The organism is Arthrobacter sp. KUASC02, from assembly GCF_059739395.1.
In genome coordinates, this window is sequence record NZ_AP046053.1 from 3,667,962 (window position 1) to 3,688,265 (window position 20,304).

General features: G+C 61.6%; 16 protein-coding genes. 11 read left to right on the plus strand and 5 right to left on the minus strand.

The genetic code is table 11. From position 1 onward, the window contains the following. Positions 1-108: 108 nt before the first annotated feature. Positions 109-771: a hypothetical protein gene (locus tag AC6JAC_RS16820; RefSeq protein ID WP_497965600.1), complete on the plus strand. Its 663-nt coding sequence runs from the start codon at positions 109-111 to the stop codon at positions 769-771. Between the two features lie 46 nt (positions 772-817). On the opposite strand, the gene AC6JAC_RS16825 is transcribed toward AC6JAC_RS16820, so the two are convergent. Together AC6JAC_RS16825 and AC6JAC_RS16830 are read right to left on the minus strand one after the other, a co-directional pair. Beyond that, positions 818-1,522 (minus strand): TY-Chap2 family putative peptide chaperone, encoded by a 705-nt coding sequence (locus AC6JAC_RS16825; RefSeq protein ID WP_497965602.1) that lies wholly within the window; start codon positions 1,520-1,522, stop codon positions 818-820. Positions 1,523-1,552: 30 nt separating this feature from the next. Continuing rightward, positions 1,553-2,218, minus strand: coding sequence for an NUDIX hydrolase (locus AC6JAC_RS16830; RefSeq protein ID WP_497965603.1), 666 nt, complete (start codon positions 2,216-2,218; stop codon positions 1,553-1,555). Positions 2,219-2,311: 93 nt separating this feature from the next. Here AC6JAC_RS16830 and AC6JAC_RS16835 point away from each other — a divergent pair, with 93 nt between their 5' ends. From AC6JAC_RS16835 to AC6JAC_RS16865, 7 genes are all read left to right on the plus strand, one after another. Beyond that, positions 2,312-3,277: an ARPP-1 family domain-containing protein gene (locus AC6JAC_RS16835; RefSeq protein ID WP_497965605.1), complete on the plus strand. Its 966-nt coding sequence runs from the start codon at positions 2,312-2,314 to the stop codon at positions 3,275-3,277. Then, positions 3,274-4,806, plus strand: a complete 1,533-nt coding sequence (locus tag AC6JAC_RS16840) for an ADP-ribosylglycohydrolase family protein (protein ID WP_497965607.1) — start codon at positions 3,274-3,276, stop codon at positions 4,804-4,806. The genes AC6JAC_RS16835 and AC6JAC_RS16840 overlap by 4 nt, the downstream gene beginning before the upstream one ends. A gap of 218 nt (positions 4,807-5,024) precedes the next feature. Next, entirely contained in the window at positions 5,025-6,038 is a 1,014-nt protein-coding gene (locus tag AC6JAC_RS16845) for an EcsC family protein (RefSeq protein WP_497965609.1), read from the plus strand. A 509-nt stretch (positions 6,039-6,547) separates the two neighbouring features. Next, positions 6,548-7,090, plus strand: coding sequence for a hypothetical protein (locus AC6JAC_RS16850; protein WP_497965610.1), 543 nt, complete (start codon positions 6,548-6,550; stop codon positions 7,088-7,090). A gap of 473 nt (positions 7,091-7,563) precedes the next feature. Continuing rightward, positions 7,564-9,240: a nuclease-related domain-containing DEAD/DEAH box helicase gene (locus AC6JAC_RS16855; RefSeq protein WP_497965612.1), complete on the plus strand. Its 1,677-nt coding sequence runs from the start codon at positions 7,564-7,566 to the stop codon at positions 9,238-9,240. A 417-nt stretch (positions 9,241-9,657) separates the two neighbouring features. Beyond that, on the plus strand, positions 9,658-11,070 hold the full coding sequence (locus tag AC6JAC_RS16860; RefSeq protein WP_497965614.1) for an AAA family ATPase: 1,413 nt from the start codon (positions 9,658-9,660) through the stop codon (positions 11,068-11,070). After that, entirely contained in the window at positions 11,067-11,645 is a 579-nt protein-coding gene (locus AC6JAC_RS16865; RefSeq protein ID WP_497965616.1) for an RloB family protein, read from the plus strand. Before AC6JAC_RS16860 ends, AC6JAC_RS16865 begins: the two co-directional genes overlap by 4 nt. Before the next feature lie 43 nt (positions 11,646-11,688). Here the strand turns inward: AC6JAC_RS16865 and AC6JAC_RS16870 are convergent, their stop codons facing one another. The 3 genes from AC6JAC_RS16870 to AC6JAC_RS16880 form a co-directional block, all read right to left on the minus strand. Beyond that, entirely contained in the window at positions 11,689-12,468 is a 780-nt protein-coding gene (locus tag AC6JAC_RS16870; protein WP_497965618.1) for a carbon-nitrogen hydrolase family protein, read from the minus strand. A 63-nt stretch (positions 12,469-12,531) separates the two neighbouring features. Next, a complete protein-coding gene (locus AC6JAC_RS16875; protein WP_497965620.1) occupies positions 12,532-13,887 on the minus strand; it encodes an APC family permease in 1,356 nt (451 codons plus the stop codon). Between the two features lie 10 nt (positions 13,888-13,897). Further along, positions 13,898-14,776 (minus strand): carbon-nitrogen hydrolase family protein, encoded by an 879-nt coding sequence (locus AC6JAC_RS16880; protein WP_497965622.1) that lies wholly within the window; start codon positions 14,774-14,776, stop codon positions 13,898-13,900. A gap of 95 nt (positions 14,777-14,871) precedes the next feature. Between AC6JAC_RS16880 and AC6JAC_RS16885 the strand changes: the two genes are divergently transcribed. From AC6JAC_RS16885 to AC6JAC_RS16895, 3 genes are all read left to right on the plus strand, one after another. Beyond that, positions 14,872-15,630, plus strand: coding sequence for a FadR/GntR family transcriptional regulator (locus AC6JAC_RS16885; protein ID WP_497965624.1), 759 nt, complete (start codon positions 14,872-14,874; stop codon positions 15,628-15,630). Between the two features lie 612 nt (positions 15,631-16,242). Continuing rightward, on the plus strand, positions 16,243-17,946 hold the full coding sequence (locus tag AC6JAC_RS16890; RefSeq protein ID WP_497965626.1) for a DUF262 domain-containing protein: 1,704 nt from the start codon (positions 16,243-16,245) through the stop codon (positions 17,944-17,946). Continuing rightward, positions 17,939-20,224, plus strand: coding sequence for a DUF262 domain-containing protein (locus AC6JAC_RS16895; RefSeq protein ID WP_497965628.1), 2,286 nt, complete (start codon positions 17,939-17,941; stop codon positions 20,222-20,224). The genes AC6JAC_RS16890 and AC6JAC_RS16895 overlap by 8 nt, the downstream gene beginning before the upstream one ends. Positions 20,225-20,304: the final 80 nt, after the last annotated feature.

Here is a 20,304-nt window from a genome sequence, read left to right on the forward strand (position 1 = left end):
ACGAACGGAATGAAGTGCTGTGAAAATGGATGTTCGGGTCCTGACACAGGTCGCCGAGTACCTCGGCAATTACGTCTATCTCCTGCGGTCATCCACGACATTCGAAGCGTGGGACTGGAGCCAGAGGTGTGGATTCTTCGGCATGGCATGGGAAGCGAATACACTTACGTCGAAGCCGCCGCCATCGATCTCCTGTCGTCGTTCCTGACTCAATCGAGCCCACGCATGACACCGCTTTCTCATCTCGCTGCGCTGACGAATGAACGACAAGAGTCGGCCCGTGGCCATGGCATCGAAACGTTGTCCAACGTAGTCGCTGAGTTCGGAGCTCCCGACCTTCAGCCGAACGTTCCCCAGATTCTTCTCATCACGCTCAAACCGTGGGTGGAATTTGAAGAAGTCTCGCCGGGCGGTACGGTCCGTAGTGGATACGGATTCCGTACGGAATGGCTCAATTCGACTGACCGGGCAGCCTATGCCAATGAACTGGGCGATTCCGTCCGTTGCTGGTGGAAGCTGAGCCGGTCCAGGGTCGAAGAGCAAGGCATTCATCATGTCGTGGCGGTCCACCGAGGCGTCACCCGCGGTCTCTTCCGCATCATTCCGGACAGCTGGGAGCACGATGCCGACTCCGGCCGGCGAGGATTTATGGTCGATCCTGTCCTAGATGGTCCGCTGTTCGACCAAGTAATTGGCAAGTACGGCTACCGTACGCCCACGAAAAAACGCGGTGATATCAGCACACTCAATTACTGGCCGCGGCCATTGTGACGTGTTGAACGCCATCGGAATTGAAGTTAGTCACTTCAACGACCGTCTAAAGCAAGTGGCCACCGAAGTGTTCCAGCACTACTCGATGGAGACTTCTGTCCAGCGTTTTGTAACTTGCCCGCAAATCAACCAGGCCGCGTTCCGTCTTTACCCATCCAAAGTTATCGAATTCGGCAATGCACAAGTTGTCTTTGATGATCTGATTGCGGGCGCCTTCCCAATTCTTGAGACGACCACGACTAAATTCGCTATCGGGGTCAAGTGGCCCTCCTCCAAAGGACCGCTCAATCCATCGGGCCCTTTCAGTTGCAGTGATCTCCAGGAGCGACGCTATAACTCGGTAGCCGAGCGCTCGCGGCGTGGTGGGAGGGGACTGCGCAGGAAAGCTGTCTCGAGCGCTATTGAACTGCTGCGCGCGATCCCACTTAATCTGAAGCTCCATGTCACCTTTCGTAGCCACGAATCCGAGACCGTACCGGCGGGCTTGGTACATTAGACCAGCTGATGACAGAACCATGAGCGCGTTGGCGTCGACGCCGTTGTCATCCCCGCCCTTCGGTCCAAGGTACAAGTTGTTGTCCCGACGACAGAGCTCGCTGACAACTTTCCACGCCAGCGCATTTCTCTGCCTATACACAATCGAATTCTGATCCACAGACCGGATCCCCTTCTGTAACATTCTTGGCCGACTCCGCATCCTCAACGGGGCGCGAGCACTACAAATAACTGCGTGATCGAACTCCAAGGCCATAGTCGATTCGTGCTCGCTGCCAACACGGATCTAGGGCCTTCTCCACAACCGCGACGGCCTCCCCCGCTTCCCGTCGGACATCTGCCCTGTCCCAACCAACTTCGGCTCCATAAACCGCCGGAACGTGTCCCGCATGAGCGGTTGACCGGCCACCGCCTCGTGCAGCGCGCGCAGATCCTTCAACGTGAACGGCTCCTCCAGCAGGGCCCCAGGATCCGGGGCTTCCGCGTAGGCAGCCCGCAGCCACTCCACCGCCTTCGCCACGATGTCCGCGTGCCCGTAGGGCAGTCCGCCGATCAGCTCCGGTTCCCCGGTCACGGAAGCCAGCCGGACGCCGTCGGACTTCAGCGCCTCCCCCAGAGCCGCGAGCGGCACCACGTCCACGTGCGCCACGGACAACACCCAGCCGCGGTCGTCGCGCCCCGGCTCGTCGAACACCTGCAGCTGCCGCGGAACCCGCCCCGAAATCCCCGCCTTCTCCCGCAGGCAGCGCAGCACCGCATCCGCCAGGGTCTCACGTTCGCGCAGGAACGTTCCCGGCAGGGCCCATTTTCCGTGCTGGTGATCCTCCGCGCGGCGCACCAGCAGCACACACACGCTCCCCTCCGCCACGGTCAGCACCGCCGTGTCCACGGCAACCGACGGCCGCGGGTAGTCAAGCAGGGACGGGGCAGACCTGTTCTTGGAATCCTTCACACCACCATTTATCGCAGTATTGCGCTAAAGACGCAAGCGGTGCATACTGAGATTAATTAGCGCAGAATTGCATTAAATCAACCGGAGGTCCCCATGAAAGTCCCGCAGCTCCACGTCGGCGCCGGCAGCAGGCTCGGCCCCCTCAGCATCTTCCCCGTCTGGACCTCCGGCTCCGGCGGCCTCGGCATCAGCACCGGCACCCACGCCGACGTCGCCGTCACCGAACTCGCCGGCGGCGCCCGGGTCGAACGCCTCACCGTCACGAACAACGGCCCGCACCCCGCGCTGCTGCTGGAAGGCGAGCTGCTCGAAGGCGGACAGCAGCACCGGACCTGTGCCCGCGACGTCGTCCTCGGCCCGGGCGAAACCCGCGACATCGACACCTTCTGCGTCGAAGCCGGCCGCTGGGAAGCCGGCCAAACCACCCACCGCCGGCAGGCCCGACGCGCGCCGCTCAACGTCTGGTCCGAGCTTGCCAACGGCCCCGGCGGGCAGCGCGGCGGCAACCGCCAGGGCCGCATCTGGGAGCGGGTCAGCCGCTTCGACAACGCCAGAGGCGCCTCCGTCACCAGCTCCCTCCTCCAGCACATGGACTGGTTCCAGGACGACAAGGAGGAGCGGAACCGCTTCAGCGCCGCGGACGCACCAAAGCCGTTGGAAGGCCAGCGCGGCGTGGTGATCGGCCTCGGCCAGCAGCCGCTGCTCCTGGAGGTCTTCGGCACCAGCACGCTCTTCCTCCGCCACTACCGCCAGCTGATCGAGGCGGCACTGCTGGACCTCGAGCTCCTGCCACCCCAGGCGCTGGCATCCGGCCCGATGCCCGGCCAGCGAGCCCGCGACTTCGCCGCCCGCGTCCAGGCGATGGACTTCGGAACGTTCGACGGCGGCACCGCGCCCATGGAGGTCCGCGACCACGGCGCGCTCCGCAGCCGCAACGTGTCCCGCGCCGCCGGAGCAGTGACCGCCGCCGGCATCGCCGTCGCGCTCCCCCAGCGCCGCCCCCAGCTGGCGCACCTGACCGGCTGGAACACCAAACACCCCCTGATGGAGATGGCATGAAACTGAACCCTTTGCAGAATGACCGCGCGGCCGGCGTCCTCGTTGCCCTGGCCGCGGGCGACGCCCTCGGAGCCGGCTACGAGTTCGGAGCACCGCTGCCGGACGACGCCGAAGTCACCATGCAGGGCGGAGGCCCGTTCGGGTTCGCGCCCGCCGAGTGGACCGACGACACGTCCATGGCCATCCCGATCGCCCAGGCGCTGCTGGAGTCTTCCTCCGGTGCCGGCTTCTCCTCCCCCGATGCTCTCACCATGGTGGTCCGGGCTTGGACTTCGTGGGCTGCGGAGGCGAAGGACGTGGGCGCGCAGACCAGCGCCGTCATCGCGGCGGCCCGCCGGATGGCTTCCGCCGCCGGGCAGAGCAAGGTTCACGCGGCCGACTTCAGCGCAGCCGCCGCGGACTTCCACGCCCGCACCGGCCGCAGCGCCGGTAACGGTTCGCTGATGCGCACGGCCCCGCTGGCCCTCGCATACCTGGACCGGAATCCGTCCGAACTGATGGCCGCCGCTCGTGTGATGAGCGCCCTGACCCATGCCGATCCGGATGCGCAGGAGGCCTGCGGGCTGTGGTGCATTGCCATCCGGAACGCCGTGCTCACCGGGCGGCTCGACGTCCGGGCGGGCCTGCCGCTGCTGCCTGCCGATCGGGCTTCCGTGTGGCTGGTGCGTATCGATGTTGCCGAGCGTTCCCGGCCCCGCGACTTCACCCGCAACGGCTGGGTGGTCGAGGCGTTCCAGGGCGCGTGGAGTGCAATCCACTTTGCCGGACTTTCGGCGTCCGGTCCGGCCCACCTGCGGGCGGCACTGGAGGAGGCCGTGCGCGGCGGCCGGGATACCGATACGGTGGCCGCGATCGCCGGCGGACTGCTGGGCGCCGCCTACGGCTTCACCGCGGTGCCGTTCGAATGGCGGCGGCACCTGCACGGCTGGCCGGGTCTGCGTGCCCGCGACCTGATGGTCCTCGGCATGGAGCTGGGCCGCGGCGAGGGCCGCCGGCCCGGGTCCTGGCCGCGCGCCGAGCGCCACGACTACAGCATGTGGAGCCGCACCGACGCGCTGGTCCAGCACCCGCACGACGACGGCGTGTGGCTGGGCGGGGTCGGCTCGCTCGGGAGGGCGGCCGAACTGGGGATCGACGCAGTGGTGTCGCTGTGCCGGCTGGGAACGCTGGATGTTCCCGCTGTGGCCGTGGAAGACCACGCCACGTTCTGGGTTGTTGATTCTCCTTTTGAGGAGGACAACGCGCATGCCGGTTTCGTGCTCAGGGAGGCGGCGGCCGCCGTCGAGCGCTACCGCGCGGAGGGCAAGACAGTGCTGCTGCACTGTGTCCGGGCGGAATCCCGGACGCCGACTGTAACTGCTCTGTATGGGGCTTCGGTTGCCGGGGTGTCTCCGCTGGAGGTGCTGGAGGATGTGCGGCGGGTGCTGTCTGGGGCACGGCCGAATCCGCTGTTTATGGGGGTGCTCCGAGATACCGATGGTGCCGTCGAACGAGTGTCCGGCGGTGCAATGCCACCGGTTGCCAAGTAATGTCTGGGCCAACTTATAGGAATATGACCATGACAACAACTCCTGAACTCAGTCGGGAACAGCGCGACGCTGCAATGGTGGAACGCTACGCAGACTGCGAGACCTCGGATGCCATCGAGTCAACATCGGACATCGACCCCCGCCCTGCTGCTTCTCCCACCGCGACGGTCGGCAGGGCATCATGGTCCAAGCGATCACAGTCGAAATGGAGAACCTCAATGAGCATTCACACCGATCCATTCGTCGACGGAGCGACCCCGATGAGCGCGTACGAGGTGCAGGTATGGGACACGCTCAACAAGCACTGGCAGCGCCGCAATAACCGCCGTGGTCTGCCGAACTGGGCGGGTGCCGCGCTCAGTCGCACCGGTGAAATCGCAGGAAATGCTGCGAACCGCGTTACGGACGCCGTTCCGGAGGCAGTCAAGGAACCGATCCGTCGCGCAGGGGACGCAGTCGCCACCACAGCTGTGCGACCGGCGCTCGAAGCTGTGGCATCGCTGCTCGAGCTGGTCAACGACTGGGCCTTGGAGCTTAACGACCCTAAGAGCGTGGAGAAGCTCGCACGCAAGCGAGGCTTCGAACTCGACAGTTTCACCGAACTGCGGCAGCAGGACCTCAAGGTCTGTGACCGGCTGCTGAAGTTCAACACCCTGACTTGGCGGACCGCTGGCGCGCTCGAAGGTGGCGCCATGGGCCTGCTGGCTATGGTCCCCGTCGCCGGGATACCTGTCGCGATGACAGCGGACATCCTCGTCATCCAGGTCCTGAGTACGTCTATTGCATCGCGCATCGCATACTCCTACGGCTACGACGCCAAAGACCCCGATGAGCAGATCTTCATCCAACGTCTGGTACGTCGGTCTTTCATGGCGCAGGCGGCCAAAGTAGAACCGTTGCGTGACGTCGCACGTGCAGCCGACGCAATCAGGGGACGCGTAAGGTGGTCAGACAAGCTCCGCGCGGACCATCGTCTCCTGGCCACGCTTGAGAAGTTGATGCAACAGCTGGGCCAGTCCGGCTCCAGGGTCCCAGTTCAAAACGTCGCCAAGGTCGTACCGTACGTGGGCGCCCTCATCGGTGCCGGTATGAATTCCGCGATCCTCGGCAATGTGGCAGCCGACGCTCAACGGTACTGCCAGACCCGATTCCTGTGCGAGAAGTACGGGCTTCCGCTGCCGGCGGCACTAGCGACCGACCCGGACGACGACCCCCAATCCGACGCCACATAATTGTCGGTCTGGGGGCGCCGGCACCAGCGCTCAGCGCCACCTGGCGTTAAGGGCCACGCTCAATGGAAATCCGTGCGGAGTGCTCAAACAGATGGCTACCACAATGTTGTTCTTCAGATCACTTGACCACTCTGGTGGGCGCTGCTTTTCCCCGACTGCCCTGTCCGAAGGCTGCTTGATCAACATAAGCGCCGTGGTAGCCGTGGCACGCCAGCGAGGGCGCCAAGAAGCTGCATCGCTTTTTGCCAGTTGCTCCGCCGCATCCGTCTGCTTACTGCGGACGTCGTGCAGAAGAACGTTCCGGTAGGGTTTTCAAAATGAATCAATCCCGGCCGAGATCTGCAAGAAGGTCTCAGTTCCATGCCGGAAGGCCTCGCTTCCCACGAAGGCCGCTTCCGAGTTCCTTGGGCCACGCCACCCGACGGAGATGGCACTGGAGTTTCGAGCGCGACATCGTATTGAGCGTTGGCATCTTGTCACTGGCATGGACTGTGCTGTCAGGACTGAAATTGAGCGACCTTCAACAACAGGCAGGATCGTTCGTAGCAGGATTTGCCTGGTTGACACTTTGCACCGTGTCGTTGGCTGCTGTCTGGACTGTCGTGCCCTACGGCTCCTCGAAGCAGAAGACCGATACTTTTGCGGCTTTGGTAATCTTCACGATCCTGTTCGTTGTTAACGGCGTTGCGCTGGCCCTCTATGTGGATGACCGAAACATCGTCGAGCAATGCATCGCCGTACCAGCTGTGGGGCCTTGTTCAGCGGCCGCGCTGTCTACACCCACGAGAAATGCGCAAGAGCTGGAACGAATCGGCACCTTGATCTGGTTGGGTCAGCTCGTGCCGCTTCTTTCCATCTCTAAAGACGTGCTTCAGGCTTGGCTATCACCGGAAACTGCCGGAATCAAAGCCACCGGAAAAGTGGCGCGTGCACGAGTTCGTTTTCTCAAACGCAGAGAGGCGAAACAGACAAAAACAGCGTGGGCCGCGGCGGCGATTCCGCTGCTGTTGGCGGCAATCATGACAGGGTTTAAGATCCTGACTCGGTTCTGAGAGGAGAGTTTGGGGTCGGGAGCTTCGTCACCTTTACATGGGCGCTAATTCCGTCTGGTGGGTTATAAATCCATTGGTGCCGCCACACGCCAAGGTTTTCCAAACGGTATGGCCGCACCGCCGGAACGTGCAGTACTGCCTCGCAAGGTTGTTGAATAGTCGCTTTAGCGCCTGCGACACCGTTGCTGCGCCGCGTCTTCAGAGGTGCAGCAGGGCTGCTTCAGACACTGCTCCGTAAACAGTTGCAGCTACTCGCCCACAGGCTTCTCCAGCGTCACCGGCAGCACCCTGACAAACGCTCCCCAGGTTGCCGCCGGCGGTCCAGTCGACTTTTTCATTGCAGCGTCCTCAGCATGCCATCAGAAACTGGATCGCAGGGCTTAGCGGAGCACCATCACTGCCATGCACAAGTCCCTCCGCTAACGTTGGTTCAACGTAAACCGGACAGCCGGTTCAACTGTTTGGGGGCAACAATGAGGTGCATACCGGAGGAACCGGAATTCGGCGAGGGACAGCTGGCAGAGAAGGCCGTCTGGGACGCACTGAAGAAAAGCCTTCCCGACGACGTTGTCCTGGCTCACTCCGTGCACATTCGCGATGGACGGAAAGAATACGAAATTGACCTGCTGGTCCTCTGGCCCAACGTTGGGATGGCGGCGATCGAGGTCAAAGGCGGCCAGATCACCATCGCGGACGGCCAGTGGTACCAATCGGACCGGAACACTAAGCGCAAGATACTGAGCCCGGTGGCGCAGTCGCAAAGCTCGCTGCATGCTCTCAAGAACTGGCTCGAGGACCAGCTGGGTTCACGACTGAGCAGCCGTTGCGTCTACATGGTGAGCCTGCCGTACACGGAGGTGCGCAACGACTGGGCCATGGCCGGCTGTCCCCGCTCACTCATCCTGGACCAGACCGACAGCCAGTCCCCCGCCGAGCTTGTCCGCCGGGCGATAGAAAACGAAGGTGGCGGGGCCTCCCCGCTGGCTCCGGCCTTCCTGGAGCGCATCGTCCGCAAGCTGAGCGGAAACCTGGACGCCGCCGTCGGGCCTTCCGGCAATTCGCAGGAGGATGAAGACGCCCAGGACCACCTCACGGAGCGTCAGTCTGTCCTGCTGCAAGCAACCCGGTCCCTCCCCCGGATCCGGTTCACCGGCGGCGCCGGCAGCGGCAAGACCTGGCTGGCCGTGGAGAAGGCCCGCCTGCTCAGCAGGCAGGGCAAACGCGTCGGCCTGTTCTGCTACAACAAGGGGCTAGGGCAGTACCTGCAGGACCGTGTTTCCACCTGGCGCCAGGCCAAGCCCGTGTTCACCGGCGAGTTCCACGAATACGTGCGCGGGCTGGGGGTTCCGGACGGATCAGGGCAGGAGTACTTCGATGTGGAGATGCCTCGCCTGCTGAAGGAACTGGCAGCAAGCATGGAGCCGCACGAGCGGCTGGATGCCGTCGTCGTCGACGAAGCCCAGGACTTCGCACCGCTGTGGTGGGATGCGCTGCTCGCCTGCACGAAGGACCCCGACGGCGGCGAGGTGTACGCCTTCATGGACGACCGCCAGGACGTCTACCGCCGTTGGGGCGGCGGGACGGCGGACCTCACGTCCGGCCCCATGGCCACCTTCGTGCCCATCCACATTGACGAGAACCTCCGGAACACCCGAAAGATCGCCGAAACGTTCAGGCCCTTTGCCGGCGAGCACTTCACTCCCCGCGGCAGCACGGGTTTACCGGTCAGGGTGGTGGATTGCCCCACCGACGAGGCCCTCGACGTCGCCGGAGACTGCGTGGACGCCCTCATCGCAGAAGGCTGGGCCAACAACCAGATTGCCCTCCTCACCACCAAGGATCGGCACCCGGTGCACCTGGACTTCTTCGAGCGCGGCGCCACGGAGGACTACTGGCGCGAATTCCACGCCGGTGAAGCAGAGTTCTATGGCCACGTCCTAGGCTTCAAGGGGCTGGAACGGTCCGCGGTGGTGCTATGCGTCAACGGCTTCAAGGACATGGACCGTGCTGCCGAGCAGCTCTACGTCGGGTTGTCCCGGGCACGGAGCCTCCTGGTCGTTGTTGGTGATTCGGGGTTGCTGGAGGAAGCCGGCGGCCGGGAGCTGAAGGTGGCGTTGTCACGGACGCAGGCATGGAATCCGGCGGTGTGATCGTGTGGACCAGCAGCGTATTTTCCGTCCCAGCACCGGCGCCGGTAAGCGTCGCGTCCTGACCGTGGAGCAAATGGCCGGGCAGCTGAAATGGGCTGCCGTCGTTCGGAGCCTGCTGAAAACTGGAGCTCCGCGCAATCCTGATCGGAGACCATGGATATCTTGCGTAACTTGTCGGGTTTGGCGATCGGAGCCAATTGCGTGCGAACTGGAACACCCGATGTGACTGCGGCTGTACGGGGGCTCGCCCACCCTTTACAGATGTCGTTTCTCTGTCCGACGGTACGAACTCGCAATCCTGACCGCCTCTGGATCGTCCGGTAGCGGTGCACGTCAAGTCCGCGATACCCTCCCCTGCTTTCGATCGAATTCTGGGTAAATTCGACGAAAATCGGTCTGAGGATGCACTATTAGTGCATGATCTTGTTGCGATTCAGATTTCAGAACCACAAGAGCTTCCGCGACGCCACGGAGCTAACCATGGTGCAGTCCCGGCTCAAGACGACGCGCCCGGTCGAAGGGACGTGGTCGGACTACACCCTCAAGGTTGCTGGTATCTACGGAGCCAACGCCTCGGGCAAGTCATCCGTCTTAGACGCTCTTAGTTTCATGCTGGCGGTTGTGCGACACTCCGCGACCAGATGGTCCGAGAGATCCAGATTGCCGCATCAGGCGTTCGCTCTCGACGATGGGTCAAGGGACGAGCAATCCCATTACGCCATTGATTTTGTCATCGATGATGTGCGGTACGAATACGGCTTCAGCATGTCCGCCAAATCCGTCAACTCCGAATGGCTTTATGACTATCCAGCGGGAAGAAGACGCTTACTCTTCGACCGAACATCCGATGAAGAAGTTAAATATCGTTACGGTCGCTCCCTCAAAGGCGGCTTGGCCGCTATAGAAAAGTTTACTGGCGACCGAGAGCTTTTTCTTTCGCGTGCAGCTGTTTCAAAGAACCCTATGTTGCGGCCGATTTTTGATGCGCTGACAACGGAAATCTCCCTTGCCCGATTTGACGAAAAGGACCGAACGTCGCGCCTGCGAAATATCATCGAAGGCTTGGCATCGGAACAGATCGATGTAGCCGATTTGGTAACTCTTCTCAAGGTGGCAGATGTCGGTATCGGCGAAGTCGAAATAGCTACTCGCGAGATTCCGGACGTCGTGCGGTCGATGATCGGGGCGATGCTTGAGGCCAGCAAGAAGAGGTCGAATACTGCGCAAGGGGAGGACGATGGGGCGGCCAGCGATGATCCAGATATGGAGCCCATATATGAGCAGGTCTCTCGCAACCTGTCGTTCCGGCACCGAGGTGAGGGTGGGAAGTTTTATGCTCTAGAAGCAGTCGACCAGAGCACCGGCACGCTTTCGTGGCTTTCCCTGGCAGTTCCTGCCCTGGAGGCGCTTCGAAAAGGCAGCGTCTTGCTCATCGATGAAATCGATGCCAGTCTGCATCCGCAGCTTGGACAGGTACTGATTCAAATGTTCAAGGATCAGAAAACAAATCGCCTCGGCGCTCAACTTGTGTTCACGACACATGATACGTACTTCTTGTCCTCCTCGTCGGACGTACGTCTCGATCCGGAAGAAGTGTGGTTTGCGGAGAAGAATAACGCGGGCATGAGTGAACTGTATTCCTTGGGTGATTTCGAAACCCGCAAAGATGAGAATCATTCGCGCCGCTATCTCCATGGACGCTATGGGGCTACACCGTCTGTTGCACCGTCATTCCTTGAAAATCTCATTCATCAGCCAGCGCAGAACGGTGCTCGCCATGAATTAGAAAGTCCTGACCATCATGAACCAACTGAAGCAGCGGACGCATGAGATCGTCACGGGAAATTGGCCGGAATCGCCCGCGTCGGAAAACAAGAGAACGAGTATTAGTCGTCACCGAGGGCATAAAAACAGAGGTTCAGTATGTGCAGGGTCTACTTCAGTATCTTAATGCGACTGGAGTACAGGTTCGTCCAGCCAAGACCAAGGGCATTGGAAAAGACCCCCTGTATGTACTCCGGGAGGCTGAGCGGATTCGTGGAGAGGATCAGGACGGTTACGATTCGACGTGGGTGATCGTGGATGTAGATGCACACGCGACGCTGAGCCAATGTCTAATCGAAGCGGCATCGAGCAACATTGACGTGGTCGTCTCGAATCCTTGTTTCGAAGTCTGGTTGCTCTGGCATTTTGAGGATATGAACCAGCACTGCACGAACGACTCGCTACGGCGTCGGCTCAGAGAACTGGGACACGACAATAAGGCCGTCACGGCGAAGTTTCCCTTCGCTGATTACGGAGAAGCCGTGACTCGGGCGAACGCAGGCGGCCGCCAAGTTACCAGTGGTGTCAAAGGTGGAAACCCCTCTAGTGCGATGCCCGTGCTGCTCAAACGGCTCAGCTGAGGTGCTGCGGCCTGCCTGGTGGCCGTGCAGCTTGCCCGCCCGCCTACATCCGCCGCTGCCGGAACATCGGGAACGCCTCCCGCACCCGCACCACCGTCTCCAGCGAGATAGCCACCGCCCGAACACCAGGTTCAAGTCCCAAATCAGCTTCCACAACGCCCATAGGATCAACCAGCACACTACGTCCCACCGAGACCGGCGGAGCCTGGCACACCCCTGCCACGTACACGCTGTTCTCGATGGCTCGCGCCGCGTTTAGTGCCAGCCACTGCTCTGTCTTGTGGGTGCCCGGCACCCAGGACGAGCAGACCAGCAGAACTTCTGCGCCGGCGTCGGACAGTGACCTGGCCAGCTCGGGGAACCGCAGGTCGTAGCACGTCATCAGGCCGAAACGCGCTCCCCCGGACTCGAACACCACCGGGCTGGTGGACGGGCCCGGCTTGATGAACGTCGACTCCCCGAAGCCCTGCGCGTCGAAGAGGTGGATCTTCCGGTAGACGGCCAACTGGACCCCGTCCGGCCCGAAAGCCACCAGGGTGTTGTATGCCTTGCCCAACTCGTCCGAAGTTTCCACCACGCCCGCCACCAGTGCGATGCGGTGGCGGCGGGCGGTGCTGGCGAGCTCCCGGCAGATAGGGCCGTCCAGCGGCTCCGCAACCTCCGCGAATGTGGCGTCCACCTTTTTCTTCTCGTAGGTGGCGTATTCGGGGAAGGCGACCAGCGCGGCGCCGTCGAGCGCGGCCTCGGCGGTGAACCGGTCGATCGCGGCAAGGTTGGCCTGGATGTCGGTGCCCGACTCCAGCTGCCCGAGCGCTATCCTCACGATTGCTCCTTCCCTTCTGTCACCAGCGCAGCTCAGACGGCGGCCCAAAGTCTGGCGTCCGGCTCAGGCGGCCGCCTCAACCGTCGCCTTTTCCGGGGCCGTCATTTCCGGCGGTGCCGCCTTGAAACCGCGGGTGATCAGGGCAAGGACCACGATGCCCAGCACCAGCCAGGACACTCCCAGCGTAATCGCGTTGCTGTCCAGCTGGGAGAGCAGGTAGGCGCAGATGATCGCTCCGACCACCGGGACCATCACGTAGGACACGGGGTTCAGCTGGTGCCCGGCACGGCGCTGGCGCACGTAGTGGAACACCACCGACGCGTTGACCAGGGTGAAGGCCGTGAAGGCGCCGAAGTTGATGAACGACGTCGAGGTGGCCACGTCCAGGAAGATCGCGATCAGGCCGATGATGCCGGTGACGATCAGGTTCACCACCGGGGTGTGGTACTTGGCGCTGAGCCGGCCGAAGACCGCCTTGGGCAGGACCGAGTCGCGGCCCATCGCGTACAGCAGGCGGGAGGCGCTGGCCTGCGCGGCGAGGCCGGAGGCGAACTGCGCCACCACCAGGCCGGCGAGGAACACGGCGCCGAACAGCTGCCCGCCGATCTGCAGGGCGATGGAGCTGGCCGCGGAGGCGGAGTCCTCGAACACGCCTCCGGGGTGGACCAGCTGGGTCACGTAGGAGACGGCCACGAAGATGCCGCCGCCGATCAGGGCGATGAGCATGATGGCTCGCGGCATGTTCTTGCGCGGGTTGATGGTCTCCTCGGTGAGGGTGGTGACGGCGTCGAACCCGAGGAACGAGTACGCGGCGATGGCGGCACCGGCGGAGATGGTGGCGACGCTGGAGGTGTCGTTGAAGAACGGCTGGGTGCTGGCCAGGCCGCCGGCGCCGGACGTCGAAACCACGTTGCTGATGGACAGCGCCACGAAGAACACGATGACCAGCAGCTGGAACGCCATCAGCACGTAGTTGGCCTTGTCCGCCACCTTGATGCCCAGGATGTTCAGCAGTGTGGTGATGAGGATGAAGCCCACGATCCAGACCGCGATGGGGATTCCGGGGAACTGCGCGGTCAGGTAGGAGCCGCCGATGAGCCAGATGACCATGGGCAGGAAGAGGTAGTCCAGCAGGATGGCCCAGCCCACCAGGAACCCCACCCGGGGATCGATGGACCGGCGGACGTAGGTGTAGGCGGAGCCTGCCACGGGGTACGCGATGGCCATCCGGCCGTAGCTGTGCGCCGTGAACAGCATGGCGACCATCGCCACCAGGTACGCGGCCGGGGAGGCGCCGCCGGTGGTTTCGGCGATGATGCCGAAGATCCCCAGGACGATCAGCGGGGTCAGGTACGCCAGACCGAACAGGACCAGCGAAGGCAGTTTCAGCGTGCGGGTGAGGGTGGGTGAAGTTGTCACGGGTGGTTCCTTAGGCGTTGAAGGTCTGGGGAGCCCAGGTGGCCGGGCTGATCCGGCCCTGGTACACGGGCAGTTCGACGGCGTCTTCGCCGTCGCGGAACTGGGACCAGGGGCGGTTAAGGTTTTCGGTGCCGTGCGTCCTGACATGCTCGACGGCGGCAAGGTCCAGTTCCGCCATGAGCAGCACGGGTGCGTCATCGGGGGCCTCGGCGAGGGTGTTGCCCTCCGGGTCCACGATGATGCTCAGGCCCTTACCGGTGGGACCGGCGCAGTTGACGCTGACGACGAAGACCTGGTTCACGATGGCGTTGGCCTTGGCGAGCACCAGCTCCTGGCGGCGGTCCGGCGTCGTGGTTTTCACGACGTTGAGGATCACTTCGGCGCCCATCCAGGCCAGCTGGCGGGAGACCTCCGGGAACCAGGCGTCGTAGCAGATGTTCAGGCCCACCCTGCCGACGCCGGCCAGGTCCACGGTGGTGAACCGGTCGCCGGGGTCATAGGGCTCGAACGGGCGCCAGGGGAAGACCTTCCGGTAGTAGCCGGCGAGCTCTCCCTCCGGTGACAGGACCAGCTGGGTGTTGAACAGTTGCCCTTCCGGGCCGCGCTCGCACACGCTGCCCGGGACCAGCCAGATGCCCAGGTCCCCGGCGATCTGGCGGAGTTCCTTGACTCGGGGGCCGTTTAGCGGTTCGGCGGAGGCCTGGAGCATTTCGGTGCGCTGCTGGTCGGGGTCCTGATCTCCGAAGAGGTGCAGTTCGGGGAAGACGATGAGCTTGCTGTGCGGCTGGGCGGCGAGGGCGGCTTTGATCTCGTCCGCGAAGGCCGAGACGGGTTCACCGATGAGCCGGGGCCGGGCCTGGGCTGCTATGAGGGGAAGAGTGCGTTGCATGGGTTATCTCCACGTTGGGGATGTGATCTGCACTATATTAGATCAGAATGATCTAATTATGGGAAGAGGGGCGGATGGGCCGTAAAGTAGCGGATATGACCCGTCAGTTGGAGGACACCGCCGACACATCGCCCATCGGCGCAGGGAGGCTGGCCGGCATCGACCGCCGCAGCGCCATTGATGCCGTGCGGTTGCGCATCGGCATGGCGATTTCGCTGGGGCTGCTGAAACCCGGCGAGCGTCTGCCCGACCAGGAGGATGTGGCGCTGGGCCTGTCGGTCAGCCCGATCACCGCGCGGCGCGCGCTAGCGAGCCTGGCGGAGCAGGGCGTCGTGGTGCGCCGCCGGGGCCGGGCCGGCGGAACCTTCGTGGCGGATGAGCCTCCGCAGAGCGTGCTGGCCGAACTCTCCGCGTCGCCGGCCGAGTCCCAGGCCGTGAACCGGCTCGTGGACCGGAGGCTGCTGTTCGAATGCGCCGTGACGCACTACGCGACGCTCAACGCCACGGCTGAACAGCTGGACGAGCTCGAGCAGCTGACACGCGACATGGCCGAGTCTTCGGACTGGTCTGACTACCACCAGGCCGATGAGCAGTTCCACCAACTGGTGGGCACCGCGTCAGGGCTGGGCACGGCGGCCGAGGCTTACCACGAGACGCTGGCGGAGCTCTACGCCTATTTCATCCCCTACCCCATCGAGCTGCTGCACAAATCAAACTGCGACCACGTGGCGCTGGTGGCGGCCCTGCGTGCTGGCGATGTCCAGGAAGCCGTGGACGTCTCGCGGAAGCACGTGGACGTGCTGCACCGGACGATGTTCATGGGTTTAGTTCAGGGTGGTGCCCAAGCGCCATGACTGGTTGGATACGTGTTTCCGGCTACTCGCCGGCAGCCGCGTCCGAAGCCAAGCGGATTCGGTGCCGTATCCTCTGGAGGCGAGAGTCCGGCCGATGGCACTTATTGTCGGCTTGTTCTCCCTGAACAGGGCACATCCCAGCAGCCCAGATATTGAGGGTGCACAGTGCAACACTTCAGGCTGGGAGGCAACTGCAAGCCTTACTCCCTGGGCTGCGGCCTTTTGCCTCAGCGGGCATGGGTCGATCCTGCTTTTGCGATAGACATCGATTCATCTCTCCTGCTTCGCCCCTACGCACCTGCAGGCCGGAATGCTGATAGACGCTCCTTAAGTCGTGTGACTTTCCAAAGCGCGTTGGGTGGGCCTGTGGGGTTAGGAACATCGATAGTGCCAAGGTCTAAAACCAAGGTTCGTCTCTGGCTTTCCTTTGGGGCATGCTAATAAGCTGCGGTTTTTGGCAGTTTTCGCGGACTGCTGGCCAGCTCAATAACTTTGTCATCAACAATGCGCCGGAGTTATCGCTATAGCTGGCAGTATCATTCTCATGTCATAGACTCGGCGGAAAGCAGCTGACGAATCGCACGCGATGTGTACTTACCTAAGGGGAGTTCAGTGCCCGGAGAAATCAACAATGCCGCGCTTCGCGAGCGGTTCGTGGGTGACGTCACAGAATCGTTCTGGGTGCCAGCCTTTCAACGGGGTTACCGTTGGGGCGCCCACGAGGTCAAGCGTCTTCTCGACGATATTTGGGAAAGTCAAGGGGCTCCGTACTATCTTCAGCCGGTGGTTGTCAAAGAACTGCCTGACGGGCGATGGGAACTGATTGACGGACAGCAGCGACTTACAACTCTTTACCTGATCTTCGCCTTCATGAGGAAGGCATCGCTGCAGAATGTCTCAGCACGTTTCTCCCTGGACTACGAGACCCGACAAGAGATGAGAGGATACCTTGCGGATCCTTCAACAGTGACAGGTCAGGACAACATCGACTCCTTCCACGTCGTTGACGCTTACCGAACCATCGGGGAGTGGTTTGACCGCCATGAGGGACGGCGTCAATTCGTTGCGAACAAAGTGTACGGGTACCTTTTCGAAAGCGTCCGCATCATTTGGTATGAGGCACCAGCCGACACGGATTCGACGGCAGTATTCACAAGGTTGAATGTCGGGCGAATTCCCCTCACCGATGCTGAACTCGTCAAAGCGTTGTTACTGACGCACGCCGATGAAGCTCCATCGACACGTGGTCGCTCCATTGAGATTGCGGCGCAATGGGACTTGATCGAACGCGACCTGCGAAACCCTGAACTTTGGGCATTCCTGACCGGGGGCGTACGGTCCGACTCCACCCACATCAGCCTGCTCCTGGATGTCCTCGCGGCCGGCCCCGTCAATACAGACCTACCGATTTTTCACACGTTCCATGCTCTTCGCAGCCGCATCCAGATGAAGCCTCTTGAAACATGGGACGAAGTCCTAGACCTGCACTCGCTTATTACCGGGTGGTTTGAGGACCGGAATGTCTTTCACCGGGTAGGGTTTCTCGTGGCAACCGGGAACAATCTCAGGAGTCTGGTGAACCTGTCGCGGGACCGAACGAAACATGAGTTCGATGATCTGTTGACAGAACAGATCGGGACAGGTTTGGCTCTCTCCGCGGACGGGGTGCGCGATCTCAACTACGAGCGCCGGGGCAGCAATCGACTCGAGCACGCGCTGCTCCTCATGAACGTCGAGACTGTCCGCCGTCAGACCAACTCATCAGAGCGCTATTCATTTCACGCGCATGCAACCGGCCGTTGGTCGCTGGAACATGTCCACGCTCAAAACGCTGAACTGCTCACGCGTCAGGAGCAGTGGTCCGAATGGCTGCGCCTACACCGTGACGCCATCGCCGGTTTGCCTTCACTCGATGAGGACGAGCGGGAAGTACTCCGACAGGAAATGGACGCTGCGTTGTCGATGCAGAAGCTGCCGCAGGGTGTGTTCCGCCGGATTGAATCAAGGGTAATCGACGCACTCGGCGGCGCGCCGGACCTGGACGTGCATTCGATCACCAACCTTGCGCTTCTGGATTCCGGGGCAAACAGTGCACTCAGCAACTCTGTTTTTGAAGTCAAACGTCGCGAGGTCCTTCGCAGAGATAAGAAGGGAAGCTACATCCCGGTGTGCACGCGGAACGTATTCCTGAAGTACTACACATCAGACGCCAATCAACAGCTGCACTTCTGGGGTCCAGCGGACCGTCAGGGATACTTGGCCGCGATTCTCGAGGTACTTTCTCCTTACTTGACTGAGGGGTCAACAGATGTGTGAAACAAGCCGTGTTACTTCCTTCGCCCACCTCCTCCGCGACATTGACTCTGCAGGTCCAATAACCCGTATCGAAATTCCCCTGATCCAGCGCGACTACGCCCAGGGCCGTGAGGACGCGCCGACCGCCGCAATCCGTGCTTCGTTCCTCGAGGTTCTTTATTCCGCGCTCGTGGGTGAAAACCCAGGCAGGATCGGCCTGGATTTCGTCTACGGCGACGTTGACAGCGGCGATAAAGCATTTCGCCCGTTAGACGGGCAGCAACGGCTCACGACTCTGTTTCTTTTGCACTGGTATGTGGCTCACCGCATCTCAATTGCCCTGGAGCAAGAGACCTGGACTGCCTTCGACTACGCGACCCGGCCGAGTGCACGCCTGTTCTGCCAACGGCTCGTAGCCTTACCTCCGCCTGCTGAATGCGAGGATCCTGCCTCGTGGGTCCGCGATCAATCGTGGTTTCAATACGGCTGGCAGCATGATCCGACCATCCAGTCGATGCTAACCATGATCACTGCAATCCATGAACGCTTTGCGGCAACGGACTTGGGCGCTGCTTGGCGGCGTCTCACAGACGCCACTGCTCCAGCGATCTCGTTTCACCTGCTACCCATTCGTGCAATGGGATCACCCGCGGATCTCTATATCAGAATGAATTCGCGCGGAAAGCCCCTCACCGGGTTCGAAAACTACAAGGCACGTCTGGAAGCACTGATAGCGCCGATAGATCCTACGCAAGAGCTCGCGCATAAAATGGATGGCAATTGGGCAAACGTCTTCTGGGCCTACAGGGGCAGCGACGATCTGATCGATGGAAAGCTGCTCAACTACCTGTCCTTCCTCATTGAGGTTTGCGAATGGAAGCAGGGAACGGTTGTAGCGGGGACAACCGAATCCCGAACTCCGGCACTCTTTGACGCCAGCAACCCAGCTGCCCAGGATCATCTCCGTTACCTTATCGAGGCCTTCGACACCTGGGCCGAAGGTGATCCTGCACCATACTTCACCGCACTGTTCGCTTCTGGGGGGCAAGAAACATCAGCAGCCGGTTCCGTGCCGCTCTTCCTTAGTGCCGGAAAAACGAATCTTTTCGAGTCCTGCATCACCACGTACGGCCAATACCGGGGCGCAACACGCGTGTTCGCATTCGGCCAGCAGCTGCTGCTCTGCGCCGTGCTGGCGTACCGGACAGGACACTCCACAGAAGTGGACGACACGTTGAAGCGGCGGATTCGCATCATCAGGAACCTTATTGAGGCCTCCGAAAACGAAATACGCCTCGACCGCATGCCCCTCCTACTGGCTGAAGTCGAGGACATAGCCCTCAACGGCCTGCACTCTGGCTCGACCTCTTTTAATCGTGACCAGTTTGACGACGAACTTGTCAAAGCCGCTTTCATGGAGACCCACCCGCATCTGACCCCGACGGTGTTTGAGCTGGAAGACCACGACATCCTCAGAGGGTCCTTGGTGGCCTTTGAACTTGACGCTGATTCGTTGCCCGGACGCACCAGGGCCTTCTCAGAGCTGTTTCGTTCAAGGGAACACTGGACCTCGATAACCGGCGCGCTGCTTGCAGCCGGCCCGTACGCGCGGCCGCGCGACCGCGCACAGCGGTCCTTTCAGTTCGGGGTGGGTGCGCGAGGCACGGAGGCTGCCTGGAGGAGCGTCCTTGGAACCGGTAGCCGTAGCGCCCTGGCAGCCACCCGGGTGGCCTTCATGAAACTTCTGGACTCAGTTGCAGAACAAGGGGATGTTGAAACTGCGCTCAATAACCTCCGTGAACAGGCAATCCAGGACTATGAGACACAGGGCAGGTTTGATTGGCGGTATTACCTCGTGAAATACGACGAAATGCGCGAGGGCAGGTCTGGTATTTATTTTGGTCGTGATGCGGACCTTGGGTATTCACTGTGCATGCTCCACCGGACTCAGCGAAACAGCAATTACCGCGACCCGTATCTGTTGGCGATCTGGAAAATAAGCGGGGTTGGTGACAGGATCGAGGATCCTTGGTTCACTGGATACGAGTGGAACGAGCGGTGGATCACCCTCGTTAAGAGCGGCGTACGTATTCGATGTCTATCAGAGGGCTTTGCGGTGTCACCGCCTTTAGACGCCAGCCTCGACAATGGTTACCAAGAAGTCTGCGCACAATTCGGCATTCAGGACCAGCTTCTGCCCATTCCTCAAAGCGCCCACAACGAGTGCCTGGTGGACTCTAGCGATCGCATTCAGTTCGGCGCAGCCCTATTGAAGGCTCTCGTCCAAGCCGGCTGCTAAAGCACCCAGGATCTCGTACGAATGGCGTCATTACGGCTCCTGTATGTTCGCTACCAGGGGTTTCTCTTTCGGCTCTTTCC

Bases quoted from the DNA above. Each gene is read 5' to 3' on its own strand.
- AC6JAC_RS16825 (WP_497965602.1), bottom strand. From the start codon at position 1,522: ATGGCCTTGGAGTTCGATCACGCAGTTATTTGTAGTGCTCGCGCCCCG.
- AC6JAC_RS16835 (WP_497965605.1), top strand. From the start codon at position 2,312: ATGAAAGTCCCGCAGCTCCACGTCGGCGCCGGCAGCAGGCTCGGCCCC.
- AC6JAC_RS16840 (WP_497965607.1), top strand. From the start codon at position 3,274: ATGAAACTGAACCCTTTGCAGAATGACCGCGCGGCCGGCGTCCTCGTT.
- AC6JAC_RS16845 (WP_497965609.1), top strand. From the start codon at position 5,025: ATGAGCATTCACACCGATCCATTCGTCGACGGAGCGACCCCGATGAGC.
- AC6JAC_RS16855 (WP_497965612.1), top strand. From the start codon at position 7,564: ATGAGGTGCATACCGGAGGAACCGGAATTCGGCGAGGGACAGCTGGCA.
- AC6JAC_RS16860 (WP_497965614.1), top strand. From the start codon at position 9,658: ATGATCTTGTTGCGATTCAGATTTCAGAACCACAAGAGCTTCCGCGAC.
- AC6JAC_RS16865 (WP_497965616.1), top strand. From the start codon at position 11,067: ATGAGATCGTCACGGGAAATTGGCCGGAATCGCCCGCGTCGGAAAACA.
- AC6JAC_RS16880 (WP_497965622.1), bottom strand. From the start codon at position 14,776: ATGCAACGCACTCTTCCCCTCATAGCAGCCCAGGCCCGGCCCCGGCTC.
- AC6JAC_RS16885 (WP_497965624.1), top strand. From the start codon at position 14,872: ATGACCCGTCAGTTGGAGGACACCGCCGACACATCGCCCATCGGCGCA.
- AC6JAC_RS16895 (WP_497965628.1), top strand. From the start codon at position 17,939: ATGTGTGAAACAAGCCGTGTTACTTCCTTCGCCCACCTCCTCCGCGAC.